The sequence below is a fragment of the Bacillus sp. AF62 genome, from assembly GCF_050312695.1.
Taxonomy (GTDB): domain Bacteria; phylum Bacillota; class Bacilli; order Bacillales; family Bacillaceae_G; genus Bacillus_A; species Bacillus_A cereus.
In genome coordinates, this window is sequence record NZ_JBNPJZ010000084.1 from 95566 (window position 1) to 112941 (window position 17376).

The following is a 17376-nucleotide window of genomic DNA, read 5'->3' on the forward strand; positions in this document are numbered from 1 at the left end:
TTTCACCTATTATATGTCTTATCGTATGTGATTTTACTTTGAAAGGTTCCATTTTCCCCTTTAAAAACATAGGAAATAGCACCTTGCTTGTCCGTGCGCCATATCGCACTCCCCATCTTCTCCAAACGCTCTATCACTTCTTTATGCGGGTGTCCATATCTATTCTGCTTACCAACAGATATAATCGCTACACGGGGCTGTATAACGTTCAAAAAAGACTCTATAGATGACGTGTTACTTCCATGATGAGCAACTTTTAAAACATCTACTCGCAAATCTGGATACGCAGATACTAAAAACTGCTCTCCTTCTTCTTCTAAATCGCCTGTAAATAGCCACGTCAATCCTCCAAATTTTGCCCATATTACAATTGAAGCATTATTTTCACTTTTTTCTTTTCCTTTTGGAGCTAAAACGAAAAATTCAGCTTCATTTACACTCCAACTTTCCCCTTCCCCCACTTCAGTTATTTTCATTTCCTTTTCTAATGCCTGTTTCTTTACTACTTTTTCTAATACTGCATCTTTTCCCTTCCGGCCAAACACAACTTCTTTTACAGGTATATATGATAATAATTCTTGCGCAGCACCTATATGATCTGCATCTCCATGCGTTACGATTAATTTATCAATTGTTTTAATACCTTCTTTTTGTAAATAGGGTATTAAAACATCATTTCCAACAGAAAATTCATGCTTTTTTTGTTGCCACTCTTCCTTATTGACACGAAGCGTTCCACCTGTATCAATAAGATAAACCCCTTTATCATACGGAAGGCGAATTAATATTGCATCACCTTGTCCAACATCAATAAATGTTACACTTCCACTTCCTCTAAAATATGGATATACATAATGACACGTGCTAATAAAAAGAAATATACTCACAACTATACAAACCATTTTTTTCGGCGCTCTCCTTTCCCAAACCATCAATATACTGACAATACTCGCGCAATATACAGCTACAAGATTGAAGGACGTTTTCCCGAAAATAAGCTGGTTAAATGGTAAACTTTCACAATAACTTAGAAAAACATTAGACATACTCAAGCCTATTGATAACACATCCGCAAATCCTTTTGCGAGAAACGGGACAATTGGCATACACAGTAAAATAATAATGCTACATGGTAATACAATGGTAGATAAAAACGGAACGTATAAAAGATTGAGGAAAATGCTATATGGAGAAAAATAACCAAAGTGATATAACAAAATCGGAGTACTAACGAGCTGTGAAATGATAGAAATATAAATAGAATTTCGGATTACTCCGTTGCTACTCACTAACAATAACGGAGCAGACAAAAGTAAAGCGAAGCTACCTACAAAAGAAAACTGAAATCCAATATTAAAAACAAGATAAGGGTCATATATAAGCATACATATAGCTGTTACACTTAAAGCATCTAAACTAGATAAACGAATCGAGCACATAAAAGCAATCAACGTCAAAACTCCTGTTATAGAAGCCCTTATAACAGAGGGTGACGCCCCTGCTAAAACCATATACAAAGGAATACAAATGATAAGGCAAATTGTTGCTACCTCCCTCGTCGCACCACTTCTTAGCAAAATAAAATATACTATCACCATTAACAATACAATGTGCGAACCTGAAATTGCTAACAAATGTACAAGACCAAACTGTTGATATTGCTCTTCCACTTCAAACGTCATTTGTTGTCTATCACCAAATAGTAACGCATTCATAAAAGCACCTGATTGCTCTGGAAACATCTCTGTAACTTTCGAGATTACTTGTTGCCTCAAAAGGAGAATCCGTTGTATGAGCGACAGTGATGTTTTATAGCATTCAGAAATATATGTAGCCTCAAATGTGAAATGAATATGTTGCTTGTATAAATAATCACGGTAATTAAAACCATGAAAATTCCGAGCTGTTTGCGGTTCTTTCCTCTCACCCTCGAATACACATGATATCCCTGCGTATAATTGTTGCATTTTTTCCTTTTCCAAGGCTGATTTTATTCTATAACTTAACTGCACTATATTTTTATTGTGATCTTCAAACTGAAAAGATAGGCGATCTCCATTAACAAGCGGTGTATTTTGTATAACCCCTCTTGTAACTCCATAGGACTCTCCTAGAGACTTATTCCACCCTTGAACATAGGAAGTGTATATAGCGCCACTAAAGCACGCTACAATGCAAAAAAAGAAGGTTTTACGCGAAGTGCGATATAAACAGAAGAAAACATTTAAAAAGAGGCAAAAAACTATCAATAAAAGTGACGAGGAAAAGGCAATTGCAATCCCTATTATAAACGAGATTGCAACATACCCCCATTGTTCCTGCAACTTATACTCACTCCTTATAGCATCATTTTTGCTTTCGTGAATACATGCTGTAATTCTTCCATTGATAAATTATCTTTTTCTAAAGACGCAAATAATTCTTTTAACTCCGTATAACGTTTTTGCTCCTCTAATGCAGCGATATCATATTCTAGCGGAACGTGCTTCACTGTTACATTCGCTTGTTCAAATAACTCTATGGCGTATGGATGATTTTTATAATCCTGCGCATAATAAACCGCTGTAATACCACTTTGAATAATTGCCTTACAACATTGTAAACAAGGGAAATGCGTAACGTAAATTTCTGCTTCCTCTGTTTTCGCACCAAACTTGGCACATTGTAATAAAGCATTCATTTCGGCATGAATTGTCCGAACACAATGATTATCGATTACGTAACAACCATCATCTATACAATGTACGCCACCTTTAATCGAACCATTATATCCACCAGCAATAATTCGTTTATCGCGAACGATTGTCGCTCCTACCGCAAGCCTTGTACATGTACTACGTAACGATAGTAGATGGCTTTGCGTCATAAAATATTGATCCCATGAAATTCGTTCCATATTTTTCACCTACTTTTTTGTCTACTTGTAGTGTAGCGAAAGAAGAAAAACTTCGTCAATCTTTTACGGAATAATAATTTGATCTTTTATCTTTTCAAGAGACTTCGCACCAATCCCATCAATCTCTAATAAATCTTCTATTTTCTGAAACGGACCATGCTCTTCTCGATATTTCAAAATACTTTCTGCCTTTCGAGAGCCAATCCCTGTAATTTTTTCCAATTGCTCTTTCGCTGCTGTATTTATTCGAATCTTGCCATCTTCCTTAGAAGAAGTAAACATCCCTTGTTCTGACTCATTTTTACTCGGTATATAAAGAAGCATTTGATCTTGTACAATTTGTGCTAAATTCACTTTTTTCATATCTACTTCTGATAAAAAACCACCAGCCTTTTGAACCGCATCCTTTACGCGATCTCCTTCCTTCATTTCATATACCCCTTCTTTATTAACCGCTCCTTTCACATCAATTATAATTGTTCTTTTCTGTTCCTTTGTATCCGATATTTTCGGTTTACCCTTTTTTTCTATCTCCTTCTCTTGCACATTCATTGTAATAGGCGTTCGTTCTACACTCTGATTCGTTTTCCAAAAAACAAGAAAAAGTAAAGTTCCAATAATAGCTACTAAACCTAACCACTTTTTCGGAAAATCCCACATCATTTTACACCTCTAATCATAAATTTATAACATCATTCATATTGTTTAGGAGAAAGCTGTTACGAAGGAGGGATGAAACTTTGAACATAGGAATTATAGGGACAGGAAACATGGGGAATATACTAATCGATGCATTTTTAGAAACCCGTGCTGTCAAACCTTCGTGCCTTACAATCATTAATCGGACGCCTGCCAAAGCATATCATATAAAAGAAAAATACCCTTCTGTTCATATAGCAAAAACAATCCCGGAAGTAATCGAACAATCACAACTTATTTTTATTTGCGTTAAGCCGATAGATATATACCCTATCCTAAAAAAATACGCTGAACATTTTTCTGATGAAACGTGCTTAGTTTCTATTACAAGTCCAATATCTCCATCACAATTAGAGACTCTCGTACCGTGCCACGTCGCACGTATCATTCCAAGTATCACAAATCGCGCCCTCTCTGGCGCCTCACTATTTACATTTGGAGATAATTGCTCTGAAGAATGGCAACAAAAACTACTTCGTCTATTCAAAAATATTTCTACACCTCTTGTAATAGAAGAAGATATAACACGTGTTTCATCTGATATAGCAAGTTGCGGTCCTGCTTTCTTTAGTTATTTACTACAATGCTTCATTAACGCTGCTGTAGATAAAACAAATATTACACACGAAGAGGCTACTACTTTAGTAAGTGAAATGGTCGTGGGGATGGGGAAATTACTTGAAAAAGAAATCTTCACATTACCTACCTTACAAGAAAAGGTTTGCGTGAAAGGCGGCGTTACCGGGGAAGGCATTCGGGTTTTAGAAGAACACGTTGGAGATATGTTCCATAAGTTAATCGAGCGAACACATGAAAAATTTGATGAAGATTTAGAATGCGTTGATCAGCAATTCAATAAACACACATAATAAATACGTCATTTTCATTCCAAATCCTTTTTATAAATACTTACTTTTTTACAATACATTTTCACTTCAACTACTATTCCCACACTTTACGCATACGATCTTCAGATTATGCTAGAACTAAAAATACATCTTCTTTATAAAACAAAAGCAACCTTCTCGGTTGCTTTTGTTTTATTTGTTTTATCCGTTTTTCTTCGCCATGAAGAAAATACGCTCTGTTTGTTCTGTAACTTCAAGTCGCTCAAAATCACCTGTTACACGAAGAACTGTAAAACCTGCTTCTTCAAGCCATTTCGTTAACTCTTCCACTTGATATGCACGTTGCACGTGACATTCGTCAAACCGATGGTACACATCTTCTTCCGGATCTTGAACAAAGAATGTCAAATCATGCTCTACACTATTTGATTCTTCACCAGGGAAGCAATTCCAAATAAGAGATATTTCTTCTCCATTCACTGTATACGTTTCATTTTGAAATACATGATGTATTTTATATAAAGAATGTACATCAAATAAAAACAAACCATCTTGACGCAAATGGTGAAACACTCTTCTAAATGTTTCTTGTACTCCATCTTCTTGCAATACATAATTTAATGAATCACAAAAGATAGTGACGCAGTCAAACTCACCTGGAACATCAAGCTCTCGCATGTCTTGTTGGTAAAAAGGAATAAAGTATCCCTCTCCTCCTAGTTTTTGCTGAGCGACTGTTAACATTTCTTCTGAAAGATCGACACCTATTAAATCGTAACCCTTTTGCACAAGCGGAAGGGTTACATTACCCGTACCGCATGCTACATCAAGAATTTTTGCCTCTTTCATATCTGCCTGCTGCAGGCTTTCCTCTGTGAATTCTACCCATTTATCATAAGGGACATCATTCATCAGTTCGTCGTACAACAATGCAAATTGTTCGTATTTCATTGGCCTAGCTCTTCTGTTATATCTTCACGTGGCACATCGCCCCATAGACGCTCTAAATTATAGTGATTACGCTCATCTTTATGGAATACATGGGCAACTACATCTCCAAGATCAACTAATACCCAACGTGCTTCGTCAAAACCTTCCATACGTTGTACGTCGATTTGGAACTCATGTGCTTTTGATTTAATTTCACGTGCAATTGCTTGCACTTGTTTATCTGAATTACCGTGACAAATAATGAAATAATCTGCAATTGGTGAAATACCTTGCATATTTAGGACAACCATATCTTCTGCTCTTTTATCATCAGCTGCTTTTGCCGCTAACACTAATAAATCTTTATCGTTCATTTACTCATTTCCTCCTTGATAACTGCATTGTATGTTTGGAATGTTAATGGATAAATCGTCTGATTTTTTTCCATTAAAAATTGAATTGTTCTCTTTAAGGCAAATAATAAAGCTTGATTTATATCCGTATATGCGAGTTTACGAGCCTCTTCCACACCTGGAAACTTTCGCCCTGGCTCAATGTAATCAGCTACATAAATCACTTTATCTAACATCGTCATGTTCTCATGACCACTTGTATGATATGTAATAGCTTGCAATATTTCAGAATCCGTAATGCCTACCTCTTTTTCTACTAAGTATGCCCCAACAGGCGCATGCCACAACTCTTTATTATAGCAAAGTAAATCTTTCGGCAAATCTTCACGTTTAATAATCTCTTCCATCTCTGAAATTGCTCTACATTTCGCATAATCATGGAATATAGCTGCCATCTCTGCTTTTTTCTCGTCCACACCGTATAACTTAGCAAGCTCAATCGCTGTCTCCATTACACCAATTGTGTGTATATAACGTTTTTCATGCATTTGTTGTTTGACAATATGAAGTGCATTCTCACGATTCATACAACCCATTCCTCTCGATATATACCTGTACTTTTTCAGGAAGTAAATATTTACACGTTTTCTTCTCCTTATATCTCTCACGTAATAAGGATGAAGAAACTGCAAATTCCGGAATTTCCACTGTAGTAATCTTATATGGTGTATGCAATGTATACCCAGGTCTTGCAACTCCAACAAATGTTACAAGATTAAGTAAAGCTTCAATGTTATACCACTTCGGTAAATACTCAACCATATCCCCACCGATAATAAAGTGAAACTGCACATCCGGATACTTCTTCGTCAATTGTAACATAGTGTCATACGTATAAGATGGGCCCTTCCTGCTTAGCTCTTCTAAACAAATAGAAAAGTGTTCTTCTGCCTCAGTCGCAAGCTCTAACATATGTAAACGACTTTCTATACTTGTAATATTACGTCCTTGTTTATGTGGCGGAATCTGGTTTGGCAAGAACCATACTTCTTCCAATTCCAAAGCGTGATATACTTCATTTGCAATTAGCAAATGTCCATAGTGAGGCGGATCAAATGTACCGCCAATGATGCCAATTTTCCTCAAAAGAAACGCCCCTTCCTTTTACATACAGCAACTCTCCTTGGTTAGGAACGAAGAGAGTTGCTATTAATAAAAGTTCAATTGGTTTCGCTCTCTACATCATTACGCATCAGCGATAAAAAATAGCGCATGCTAATCTTTTTATCGAGGAAGCTTAATTTGTTTATTTTCTCTTGATTCTTTGTATAAAACGATTGTACTTCCAATTACTTGAACGATTTCAGCACGTGCACCTTTTGCAAGTTCTTCCGCAACCTCACGGCGATCAAATTCACAGTTTTGTAATACACTCACTTTAAATAGTTCACGAACTTCTAACGCTTCTCCAATTTGTTTTACCATATTTTCATTTACTCCGCCTTTTCCTACTTGAAAAATTGGTGTTAAATGATGTGCTTGCGCACGTAAAAATCTTTTTTGTTTTCCTGTTAACATATATGTTAGCCTCCAAGCTTTTCTATAACTAATTGTTTCATTCGATCAATATTTGGTACACGTCCTGTCCACATTTCAAATGCAAGTGCTCCTTGATAAACAAACATATCAATACCATTTTGAATGATTGCACCTTGCTCTTTTGCCTCACATAAAATTTTCGTTTCAAATGGATTATAAATTATATCTGATACAATCGTTCCTTTTTTTAACGAACACATTTGTAATGGCGTATGTTCGACGTGTGGATGCATACCTATCGTTGTCGTCTGAATGATAATATCATAATTTCCTTGTTCTTCTGTCGCTTTTTCTAACGACAAAGCAACAGAATTAACATCGGCCGTACGTGCAGCAATAAGTTCTTTCGCCTTATTTACTGTACGATTGGCTACATCAATCTCTTTTACACCTACATCAGCAAGAGAAAAATAGATAGCTCGGCTAGCACCACCTGCACCAAGTAACAAAATACGTTTCCCTTGAAGTGGTTCATTACTAATTGACTGCAGCGCTCGAACAAAACCAATTCCATCTGTGTTGTAGCCAATTAACCTTCCATTCTTATGAACCACTGTATTTACTGCACCGATTTTCCTTGCCAATGGATCAACCTCATCCAAATACTCCATGATAGCAACCTTGTGCGGAGTTGTTACATTAAATCCTGAAATACCTAATGCTTTTAAACCTCTTACTGCTTCCCCTAGCGCTTCCTCTTCAACAAGGAATGCATGATAATGGGCATCCATATTCAAGTGTTCAAATGCATCGTTATGCATAACGGGTGATAATGAATGTCCAATTGGATTTCCGATTACACCATATAATTGTTTCATAAATCCCTCTCCATATTAAATTAAAGATTTACGTAGTGAAACACTTACTCCTTTTGGTACGTGTGCAACAATTTTCGCGCCTGGTTCGTTCACAGTAACCCATCCTAATCCAGAGAATACAACATCCGTCTTTGGTTCACGAATATTAAATTCGTATTTCACTAACTCAGGCATATTTGCTAATTCTTCTGGTGTTGGCGGGCTTAGTAAATCTCCAGCATGATTTTTATATAATTCAGCTGCTTTCTCAAGCTTTGTACGATGGATTGTTAAACGATTCGAGAAGTGACAAGTAAACGCACGACGACCACCACTTACATAATCAAAACGTGCCAATCCACTAAAGAATAACGTTTGTTCTTCATTTAATTGGAATACCATCGGCTTAATTTCTTTTGTTGGTGTAATAAGCTTTAAGCTTTGCTTCCCAACATAATGAGCCATTTGGTGGTGGTTAATAATACCTGGCGTATCATATAAAGAAGATTCTTCGTCTAATGGAATATCAATTAAATCCAGTGTTGTTCCTGGGAAATGAGATGTTGTAATTACATTTTCAGTCTCATCACTAAATTCTTTAATCATACGATTAATAAATGTCGATTTCCCTACATTCGTACATCCAACAACATAAACATCTTTGCCGCCGCGATAATACTCAATAGCATCTGCTAGTTCAGCAATTCCTTGTCCCTTCGCTGCACTAATTAAAAAGACATCTTCTGGTTTTAATCCTAGCTGCTTTGCACTATAGCGCATCCAATGCTTTACTTTATCATGTTTTACTGACTTTGGAATTAAATCAGCTTTATTTCCAACAAGTAATACTTTATTATTTCCTACGAAACGATGTAAGCCAGGTAACCAGCTACCATTAAAATCAAAAATATCTACAATTTTGACTACTAATGCATCTGATTTTCCAATTCCATTTAAAATGCGTAGGAAGTCATCATCTGTTAACGATACATCTTGAATTTCATTGTAATGCTTCAAGCGAAAACAACGTTGACAAATGACTTGTTCTTTCTCTAAAGATGAGGTAGGAGCATACCCCACTTCGTTTTTATTTTCTGTTTGAATTTCTACACCGCAACCAATACATTTAATTGTTTCAGTCAAACTTTATTCCTCCCAGTTAATTAAACCTTTTTTCTTCATATTTTTCATGATTCTTCGTTCAATTTTTCGATTAAAGCGCGTCACTAATCCGTCCGTTTGTGCTACCGGTACAACTAAAATTGTATGAAGCCCTACTCGGTTTCCACCAAGCACATCAGTCAGTAACTGATCTCCAATTACTACAACTTCCTCTGCCTGCAGATGCATCTCTTGTATCGCACGCTTAAACGCTCGAACAAATGGTTTACGTGCACTATGAATAAATGGAATACCTAATGGGTCAGCAAAATCTTTTACACGTTGCTCATTATTATTTGAAACAACCGTTACTTGGATGCCTTGCTCTTTCATTTTTAAGAACCATTCTTCAAGTTGCGGGGTTGCATTTGGACGATCCCATTCAATTAAAGTGTTATCTAAATCAGTAATAACACCTTTAATCCCACGTTTTTTTAAATCTTCTGGTTGAACATGATATACATTTTTCACGTATTCATTTGGTAAAAATAGCTTCAATTTCTTTCACCTCTTTGAGGATTTTTCATAAAATTTTTCGACAACATTTTTCGATATATAACCTGTGGATAAAATTGTACACATTTTCCACATTAATCTTTCAGTTAATTTGGAATTTACTAACAAACTATACACACTTTATCCACCTAGGTATGTGGATAACCACTCGTTTGTGACTGTCATACTTTTTTGGTACATTAAATGCATCAACGAATCAATCCTTATATTATTAGGAGGTGACTCACCTTGAAAACAAAACATATGGAACAGTTATCCACTGAGTTACTCACTGAGTCTTATTATAAAGCAAAAGAACTAAAATTAAATCCCGACTTCATTTTACTTATAAAACAAGAAATCATTAGACGCTCATTAGAGGACAAGCTTGTCAAATCTTCTTGATTACATATAAAGTGAAAGTTTAATCAGCCCGTACCAATCAAACAGTTACAGGATACATTATTGAATGCCCTGTAAAAAGAGCCATCCTACGATGGCTCTCGAATAAACAAGTACTCCCATCTAGGGGATTTCATCATTAAGTATCTTTGCCCATAACTCTTACTTACGGTTATAAAAGCTTTTCTTTATTTATGAGCTAATCGAGTAGCTATTTTTTCACCAAGACGCAGCTCTTGTCCACTCTTTAATTCCTGCACTACTTCTATCATATCTTTTTCAAACAATAACACAACTGTTGAACCAAATGTAAAGTATGCCATTTCTTCACCTTTTTGAACAGTGTCTCTCTCATGCAAAAGCTCAATACTATTAACAAACATGGCCCCTACTTTTACAAGAGCCATATGTTCGCCATCACTGCTTACTTCTGTAACAGAACGATAATTTTTTGACAGCGGTTCTTTCCCGTATTCCATACCAGCTGCATTTACCGGATACGATTTTCTACCGAGTACAAATCTTTCAGTCACAGAACCAGAAAGCGGACTATGAATGCGATGATAGTGACTTGGACTCAAATAAATTACCATATATGTACCGCCTGCATATCGCGTTGCACGTTCTTCATTACCTAGCATATCCACAATTGAATAGCGCTTTCCTTTAATATCAAATGTTTTTGTATCCTCAATAGGACCATGATCTGCAAAAACACCATCAACAGGACTAACGATACTCGATGCATCTGTATCAATACTACGCTTTCCTTCTTTTAGCTTACGCGTAAATAATTCATGCAATGTTCTATATTCCTTCAAACCCTTTTCCATCTCATCTTGATTAATTTGAAAAACTTTCGCATACGATGGAATAATGATAGAGCTCAAACGAGATTGTGCAAATTTACGTAATATATAAGAAGTAAAGCGACCATTTGTAAGTTCTATCATAAGTCGATATAATGTACGTCGCAAATTGCGAAACCCCCTAATCAGTCTATAACTTTAGTTTTCCCTTATTTTCTTTCTATATCATACGTAAAATTGGTTCTTATTCCCACATATCATATAAAGCAGCCTTATTATACATACAGAAAACTAAGTATGGTATTATTCTTAAATTATTTAGCACCTTCTAATATTACAGATAGAATCCGTCATTTTCAACAGTGAACATGTATTTCTTCTTAGCATAACGCGTTTTCTTTTCTTATTTACACTAAGAAAAGCAGCCTATTTTAAAATATGGCTGCTTCTAATACACTTTACTCTTTCGCTTTTTTCTCTTTCTCTGCCCTTACAAACTCGTGGAACATTTTCATTAAAGCACGCTTTTCGATCCGTGATACGTAACTTCTAGAAATGCCAAGCGCCTTAGCGATTTCCCGCTGTGTTTTCTCCTTATCTAGCCCAAGTCCAAAACGTTTCACAATCACTTCTTTTTCTCTTTCGTCTAAAATATCGATATACTCTTTAATTTTTTCTAACTCCATACTAAGCTGAATCATATCAATTACATCTTCAGACTCTGATTTTAATATATCAATAAGCGATATTTCATTGCCCTCTTTATCTTGCCCGATCGGATCATGAAGTGAAACATCTTTTTTCGTTTTCTTTAGTACACGTAAATGCATCAAAATTTCATTTTCAATACAGCGTGCTGCATACGTCGCAAGCTTCGTTCCCTTTCCTGCAGAATAGCTCTCGATCGCTTTAATGAGCCCGATCGTACCAATTGAAATTAAATCTTCTGCATCTTCTCCTGTGTTCTCAAATTTTTTAACGATATGAGCTACAAGCCGTAAATTATGTTCAATTAAAAGATTTCTCGCTTGAGCATCACCTTGCTCCATTAACTCTAAGTACTTTCTCTCATCATCTGATGATAACGGCTGCGGAAACGCATTATTTTTCACATAAGAAACAAAGACAAACACTTCTCGAACCATATATCCAATTGCGGCGAATAGACTCAAACCTTTCACCTCCGCCAAAATAGTGGTCTTTATTATGTGTATGTGGGCTTGAGGTTGTTTGTGTCTGTACAGTTTATTTATAAAACTCAACACTTCCAACATTTAAAATATTTTATTGTTATATTATAATTATATAAAATTGTTATTTATATATGAATATGCTATTAAAGGGGAAACTATTCATGCTTACATTAGATCGATTATTAAATGTAACAATTTATTTAGGGGTATTTTTACTTTTCATTTCGTTCATTACTTTTGTTATTAAGAGAGGGCCTGATTTATTATTTTTTCAATTTGGAATTTCTTTGTTTTTTGGAGCTCAAATTATAATTGGAATGAAATTTTTTCATAATTATGGTTTCTCCTTTCACTCAAAACTAGAACTACTTATCTTTATTTTCTATGTAATTGGATTTATTACATGTATACTACTGTTCTTTAACTTTCAAAATCCGTATCGAATTTTTTTATTAATTTGTAGTTTTTTATTTTTAACTGGATCCAATTATTACTTTAAAGAAACATTAAATTTTAGTAAAAAAACTCCAAAGCAACATAAAACTTTTTTAAGTACACAAGAAGACTCTTTTCCAAAAGAAGTCCGTAAATTTTCAGAGGATTACAATAACATAATAAGGAATGATTTTTATGAAATACCGATGATTCCTACTGAATTACAGATTACAAGCAAAAAACATTCTTCCCATAGTACATCTTTCTTAGTTGAACTTTATAATAGCGAGAATGAAATTACTGATGACTCTGTACAATTAACTCCATCAGACCGTTTTTATATACTGTTAAATACACAAAAAACAAAAATATCAAAAATAGTATATGAAGGGCAAAATTTTTTCACATTAACAGTCACACTAAAGGCTCTTAATTTACAGCAAGAACCAGAAATTCATAATATGTTTTTAGAAATAGATAAACGTAGAGCGATGAATCTTCTTAATTTTGAAATTAAAGCCCATACTAAAGAATGGAAAGTAACATTTAAAAGTGATAATTCTTCTTCCAATCTTCCTATCACATTTAATTTTGAAAAACGAACAGACAAATTATAAAAATAAAAAGAGTTATTTTCTTTGAAAAATAACTCTTTTTACTTTACTTACTCCAAATCTTTCTCCCAGTTTGGGCATCAATATAACGAATTTCCCGACTACAATCAAAAGGTTCTTTATGTTTTTCATCTGTCGTTTGTTTGTACAGTAGTTTGTATTTCGTTTCCTCTGCATCATGATCTACAAACCATTCTAATTTAACTCGGATAGCCTCTCTGTATATTTCTAACGCTTTTTCTTTTGTTACTTTTGGTGTTGTTTCATATGTAAGTAATTCTTTTATAAAGTTGCCAGACTCTCCAGAGTAGTGCATCACAGCACCATTTTCTGCATTGATGTTGATCATAATATATTTCCGCTCTACATGAATGTCATTTACATAGATTGAAAAGGAAAACCTCTCTATCCCCTCTTCCTCCTCATAATTATCCCAAAGTTGAACATACTTTGTCGCATCTGGGATAATATGCTCTAAAAATTGAAGTGCCTTGCTTAAACATTGCTCTCTTGATAAGATTGTTTTCCTTTTTTTCTCATCCTTCCACATAAAAAAAGAAAGCAATTGATTTGTTTCTTTATCTAGAGTAATTACAACGAATTCATCATGTTTCAACATTGGAAAATGTTTTTTATAAAACTCATCCATTGAATATGAATCCTTCTCTTCTATTTCTTTTTGTAATTCTTCTTTTAATACAAATTTTATCCGGACTTCATCCTCATCTACTTTTTCATCTATTTTGACAAACTTCCCCTTGTCCCAATCAAATAAATCAAACACATCTTTTTTTTGACTACTCTTTAGCGGTTTATCAACAAGTACTGTAGAAGGTAATTTATAGTGTTCTGGCCCATATAAATCTTTACCTGTACTTGCATCAATAAACGCATGACTAGGCTCTGGTTCATATACAAGATGGTACCCTTTTACTTCTTCCCCGTTTTCATACCCACATGAAGAGTATGTTAAATCTACAAATACAAGTCTCATATCTTGTCTAGCTTTCAAATTTTCTAAAACGATATTCTCCCCAACAATTTCACTTGGCCATAACGGTTTTTTCTCTATGGCTTTTTGTCCATTGTAATGAAAATGCACAACATTACCTGAAGGGTGCACTTGCACAACACACCCAGTATTCGGCAATGGATAGCTATTCACTTCTTGCATATAATTTACTTCTTTCCAACCGCGCCTGTCGTCCTTAACCGTTACATATGTATAGAATTCATATCCTTCTTTTGTATATTTTTTTAAGAATGTATTTGCAACCTCTCTTGCTTTATTCTCCTCTATCGCTCCCTTATCACTCGAAAAAGAATTTCCATCATCTATCCTAAATTCAATTAAATTACCAGTATGTCTATTTAATGTAATTTGTATCTGTTTCTCCTCATCATCTTTATGTCCCCACCATAATAGATGATACGGGTCATCAACCCCTTCTTGATCATCTACAACAAGCCTATATTCATCTGGAATTTCAATAATATGAGCTACGTGCTCTTTTCTTTCTTTATCTTTTTGATTCACCATACCCTCTCCTTCGTTACAATTTAAGGTAATTATAACAAAGAAAACCAAAACTTATTAACAAAAAAAGACTAGAGATATCTCTAGTCTTCTACTTCGTCTCACGATGTAACGTTACTCGCTTTAATCGTGGACAATATTTTTTTAGTTCGATGCGTTCTGGATTGTTTCGTTTATTTTTTTTAGAAATATAATTACGATCACCGCACTCCGTACAAGCTAATGTAATATTTACACGCATAGGTAATTCTCCTTTCTTTCAAAGATCGCAAACTAAAACGTAATGATTACGATTTATATATTATAAAACTTCATTCTATTTGTCAATTGCAAAAACAAGAAGATTCTATTTAGAATCCCCTTGTTTTTATAGTTAAATAAATTTTATTAAAACGATTCGTATGTAACAAACTCACTAATTGGCTTTCGATATCCTCTTGGACGAACTTTAGTCGTATCACTTTTCCCTATCGTAATCATTAAAACAGGTATTACATGCTCTGGCATATTTAATTCACTTTGTACTGCTTTTTCATCGAAACCAATCATTGGACATGTATCATAGCCATAATATTTAGCTGCGTACATAAAAGTCATCGCACTTAACGAAGCATTTCTAATCGCTTCATCCTCCATGAAACGCTCTCCTTTTCCTTCATATAAACCTTTCGTTTGCCTAATGGTATCTTCATATTCGCATTCATCAATCATTTTTAAAACTTTCATACCGAAGTAAATATTTTCAACATTTTGGTATGCTCTTTTATCACCACAAACGAGCACTACCGCTGATGCACTCGATACTTTATATTGACCGAACGCTAATTCTTTTAATCTTTCTTTTCGCTCTTGATCACGAATTACAACATAATGTGTGTGCTGCAAATTATAGCAAGATGGAGAAAGCTTAGTTAACTCAAATATTTTTTTAAAATCCTCATCAGGGATTTCTATACCTTGTATAAATTTCATTGCAGAACGTCTAGCAATTGCTAATTCTTCAAAGTTCACCGTATATCCTCCTTAATAACTATAAATTTAAATATACATTAATTTATACAAATGGATAAATCAAATAAAAACACTTTAAATCCGAATAATAATTATGATTAACAGCAAAAAAGACAAAAAGCTGAAACAATTAGTTCATACGAAATTCACACGAATCTATTACTATAGAAATTGTACATAGTGAACTTATTAACAATCACGTTTATTTATATAGAATCTTACTCGAAAGGAGTTGAAAGTATGAAAACTAAATATCGCTTTATGATCTCATCATTTGCCGCTTGTGCTTATATGATTTGGTATTTAGTATAATAACAACCTCACTTGTAAATAGGAAAAGGTGTGTATATAAAATGGAATATAATCAATCAACAGTTAACTACTGGAAAGCTTTTGTATTACCATATACATTTGCTTTAGAAGAGTTAAAAACTAAATTTGAAATTATGAACCGGGAAGCTCAATTTTTAGAGGATTACAACCCGTTTGAACATATAAAAACAAGACTAAAACAACCTGAAAGTATTATTAAAAAGCTTGAACGTAAAAATTTATTACCGACAGTTGAAAATGCCCAAAGGCATTTACAAGATATTATTGGTATTCGTATTACATGTTGCTTCGTAGAAGATATTTATCATTTAAAAGAAGTCATTCAAAAGCGTGAAGATATGGAAATCATAGAGGTAAAAGATTATATCGCTAATCCAAAGGGAAACGGTTATAAAAGTTTACACATGATTATTAAATATCCTTTATCACTGAATTCTGGTACAAAAGATGTATTTGCAGAAATTCAGTTACGTACACTGGCAATGGACTTTTGGGCAAGTTTAGAACACAAACTTTATTATAAATATGAAGGGAAAATACCGGAGTATTTAAAAGATGAACTACATGATGCAGCAATGAAAGCTGAAGATCTTGATAATAAAATGGCCACAATTCGTCAAGATATTGATGATATTGAGGCATGCTCAAATCAAATTATGCTACCACTATAAAAAAAGGTTCTCGCCAATGAGAACCTTTTTTGTACCATTTTTTAGAAGTGCGACTCCCACACTTATTAAAGTTTCACGTTATTTTTTCTCTATCGTGCGAACCTCTTCAATCTTCCATTTCTCATCTTCTTTTCCAAGAGCGTACTGTACTTTCTTTTGAAGAGTGACACTATCGTCTACTTCCTTTTCTTTCGTTTCAACAATAACATACCCTACTTTACTAGCTTTCATATCTATATGTTCCAATTCAATCTTCTTATTTCCCTTTTGAAATGCGGCTTCTTTTTGTGTTTTTAAGTCTTCAGCACTAGGCATCTTCTTTGAAAATAACTCCATATGTTCTGCAAAATTTTTTTCATTCGTCGTTCGCACAAATGTAGTAATAACATCTTGAATAGATTTCTCTTCTTCTTTTGTTATTTGTACCTTTTCCTCAGTTTTTTTAGTAGTAGATTTTTGTTCTACGTTATTCTCTTCTTGTTGACATCCAACTAGTAATACTACAAATACTAGAAGGAATCTTAATTTCCTAAATATTTTTTCCATATTCCCAACTCCTAAAAAGAAAAGTGAGGCATTTCGCCTCACTTTCG

21 protein-coding genes are annotated in these 17376 nt (G+C 34.4%); 4 read left to right on the forward strand and 17 right to left on the reverse strand.

All coding sequences use genetic code 11. From position 1 onward, the window contains the following. Positions 1-2 precede the first annotated feature (2 nt). From ACQRBL_RS21550 to ACQRBL_RS21560, 3 genes are all read right to left on the reverse strand, one after another. Complete coding sequence (locus tag ACQRBL_RS21550) at positions 3-2324, reverse strand: DNA internalization-related competence protein ComEC/Rec2 (RefSeq protein WP_097961869.1); 2322 nt, start codon at positions 2322-2324, stop codon at positions 3-5. 14 nt (positions 2325-2338) lie between these two features. Continuing rightward, positions 2339-2896: a ComE operon protein 2 gene (locus ACQRBL_RS21555; protein ID WP_000439773.1), complete on the reverse strand. Its 558-nt coding sequence runs from the start codon at positions 2894-2896 to the stop codon at positions 2339-2341. 63 nt (positions 2897-2959) lie between these two features. Next, complete coding sequence (locus tag ACQRBL_RS21560; RefSeq protein WP_000989936.1) at positions 2960-3559, reverse strand: helix-hairpin-helix domain-containing protein; 600 nt, start codon at positions 3557-3559, stop codon at positions 2960-2962. Between the two features lie 77 nt (positions 3560-3636). Here ACQRBL_RS21560 and comER point away from each other — a divergent pair, with 77 nt between their 5' ends. Next, positions 3637-4464: a late competence protein ComER gene (gene comER / locus ACQRBL_RS21565; RefSeq protein WP_001020554.1), complete on the forward strand. Its 828-nt coding sequence runs from the start codon at positions 3637-3639 to the stop codon at positions 4462-4464. Between the two features lie 180 nt (positions 4465-4644). On the opposite strand, the gene ACQRBL_RS21570 is transcribed toward comER, so the two are convergent. From ACQRBL_RS21570 to ACQRBL_RS21605, 8 genes are all read right to left on the reverse strand, one after another. Further along, positions 4645-5394, reverse strand: a complete 750-nt coding sequence (locus tag ACQRBL_RS21570) for a class I SAM-dependent methyltransferase (RefSeq protein ID WP_000873069.1) — start codon at positions 5392-5394, stop codon at positions 4645-4647. Continuing rightward, positions 5391-5747 (reverse strand): ribosome silencing factor, encoded by a 357-nt coding sequence (rsfS, locus tag ACQRBL_RS21575; protein ID WP_000998173.1) that lies wholly within the window; start codon positions 5745-5747, stop codon positions 5391-5393. The genes ACQRBL_RS21570 and rsfS overlap by 4 nt, the downstream gene beginning before the upstream one ends. After that, positions 5744-6313, reverse strand: coding sequence for a bis(5'-nucleosyl)-tetraphosphatase (symmetrical) YqeK (gene yqeK, locus ACQRBL_RS21580; protein WP_001078478.1), 570 nt, complete (start codon positions 6311-6313; stop codon positions 5744-5746). Before yqeK ends, rsfS begins: the two co-directional genes overlap by 4 nt. Then, entirely contained in the window at positions 6303-6872 is a 570-nt protein-coding gene (nadD, locus tag ACQRBL_RS21585; protein WP_001226037.1) for a nicotinate-nucleotide adenylyltransferase, read from the reverse strand. Before nadD ends, yqeK begins: the two co-directional genes overlap by 11 nt. Positions 6873-7010: 138 nt before the next feature. Continuing rightward, positions 7011-7304 (reverse strand): ribosome assembly RNA-binding protein YhbY, encoded by a 294-nt coding sequence (gene yhbY, locus ACQRBL_RS21590; protein ID WP_000955227.1) that lies wholly within the window; start codon positions 7302-7304, stop codon positions 7011-7013. Positions 7305-7309: 5 nt separating this feature from the next. Next, complete coding sequence (gene aroE / locus ACQRBL_RS21595; RefSeq protein ID WP_411995640.1) at positions 7310-8143, reverse strand: shikimate dehydrogenase; 834 nt, start codon at positions 8141-8143, stop codon at positions 7310-7312. 15 nt (positions 8144-8158) lie between these two features. Continuing rightward, a complete protein-coding gene (gene yqeH, locus ACQRBL_RS21600; protein WP_097961867.1) occupies positions 8159-9265 on the reverse strand; it encodes a ribosome biogenesis GTPase YqeH in 1107 nt (368 codons plus the stop codon). Positions 9266-9268: 3 nt separating this feature from the next. Beyond that, on the reverse strand, positions 9269-9781 hold the full coding sequence (locus tag ACQRBL_RS21605) for a YqeG family HAD IIIA-type phosphatase (protein ID WP_000765307.1): 513 nt from the start codon (positions 9779-9781) through the stop codon (positions 9269-9271). 246 nt (positions 9782-10027) lie between these two features. On the opposite strand from ACQRBL_RS21605, the gene ACQRBL_RS21610 reads away from it, so the two are divergent. Next, the gene (locus ACQRBL_RS21610; RefSeq protein ID WP_000850094.1) at positions 10028-10183 is read left to right on the forward strand and encodes a sporulation histidine kinase inhibitor Sda; all 156 of its coding nucleotides are present in this window, start codon (positions 10028-10030) and stop codon (positions 10181-10183) included. A gap of 185 nt (positions 10184-10368) precedes the next feature. Here ACQRBL_RS21610 and ACQRBL_RS21615 read toward each other — a convergent pair whose 3' ends face one another. Continuing rightward, positions 10369-11157 carry a phosphatidylserine decarboxylase gene (locus ACQRBL_RS21615; protein WP_001255000.1) on the reverse strand — a complete coding sequence of 263 codons (789 nt, stop codon included), beginning with the start codon at positions 11155-11157 and terminating at the stop codon, positions 10369-10371. A gap of 290 nt (positions 11158-11447) precedes the next feature. After that, the gene (gene sigK, locus ACQRBL_RS21620) at positions 11448-12161 is read right to left on the reverse strand and encodes an RNA polymerase sporulation sigma factor SigK (protein ID WP_000051382.1); all 714 of its coding nucleotides are present in this window, start codon (positions 12159-12161) and stop codon (positions 11448-11450) included. Positions 12162-12313: 152 nt separating this feature from the next. On the opposite strand from sigK, the gene ACQRBL_RS21625 reads away from it, so the two are divergent. Next, entirely contained in the window at positions 12314-13234 is a 921-nt protein-coding gene (locus tag ACQRBL_RS21625; protein ID WP_003271732.1) for a hypothetical protein, read from the forward strand. Positions 13235-13277: 43 nt separating this feature from the next. On the opposite strand, the gene ACQRBL_RS21630 is transcribed toward ACQRBL_RS21625, so the two are convergent. The 3 genes from ACQRBL_RS21630 to ACQRBL_RS21640 form a co-directional block, all read right to left on the reverse strand. After that, positions 13278-14771 carry a YcdB/YcdC domain-containing protein gene (locus tag ACQRBL_RS21630; protein ID WP_043924709.1) on the reverse strand — a complete coding sequence of 498 codons (1494 nt, stop codon included), beginning with the start codon at positions 14769-14771 and terminating at the stop codon, positions 13278-13280. An 88-nt stretch (positions 14772-14859) separates the two neighbouring features. After that, positions 14860-15009 (reverse strand): 50S ribosomal protein L33, encoded by a 150-nt coding sequence (gene rpmG, locus ACQRBL_RS21635; protein WP_001265617.1) that lies wholly within the window; start codon positions 15007-15009, stop codon positions 14860-14862. Between the two features lie 146 nt (positions 15010-15155). Further along, on the reverse strand, positions 15156-15779 hold the full coding sequence (locus ACQRBL_RS21640) for a nitroreductase family protein (RefSeq protein ID WP_001008498.1): 624 nt from the start codon (positions 15777-15779) through the stop codon (positions 15156-15158). Positions 15780-16132: 353 nt separating this feature from the next. Between ACQRBL_RS21640 and ACQRBL_RS21645 the strand changes: the two genes are divergently transcribed. Beyond that, a complete protein-coding gene (locus ACQRBL_RS21645; RefSeq protein WP_000456210.1) occupies positions 16133-16783 on the forward strand; it encodes a GTP pyrophosphokinase in 651 nt (216 codons plus the stop codon). Positions 16784-16861: 78 nt separating this feature from the next. On the opposite strand, the gene ACQRBL_RS21650 is transcribed toward ACQRBL_RS21645, so the two are convergent. Then, on the reverse strand, positions 16862-17329 hold the full coding sequence (locus ACQRBL_RS21650) for a hypothetical protein (RefSeq protein WP_000411095.1): 468 nt from the start codon (positions 17327-17329) through the stop codon (positions 16862-16864). Between the last annotated feature and the right edge of the window lie 47 nt (positions 17330-17376).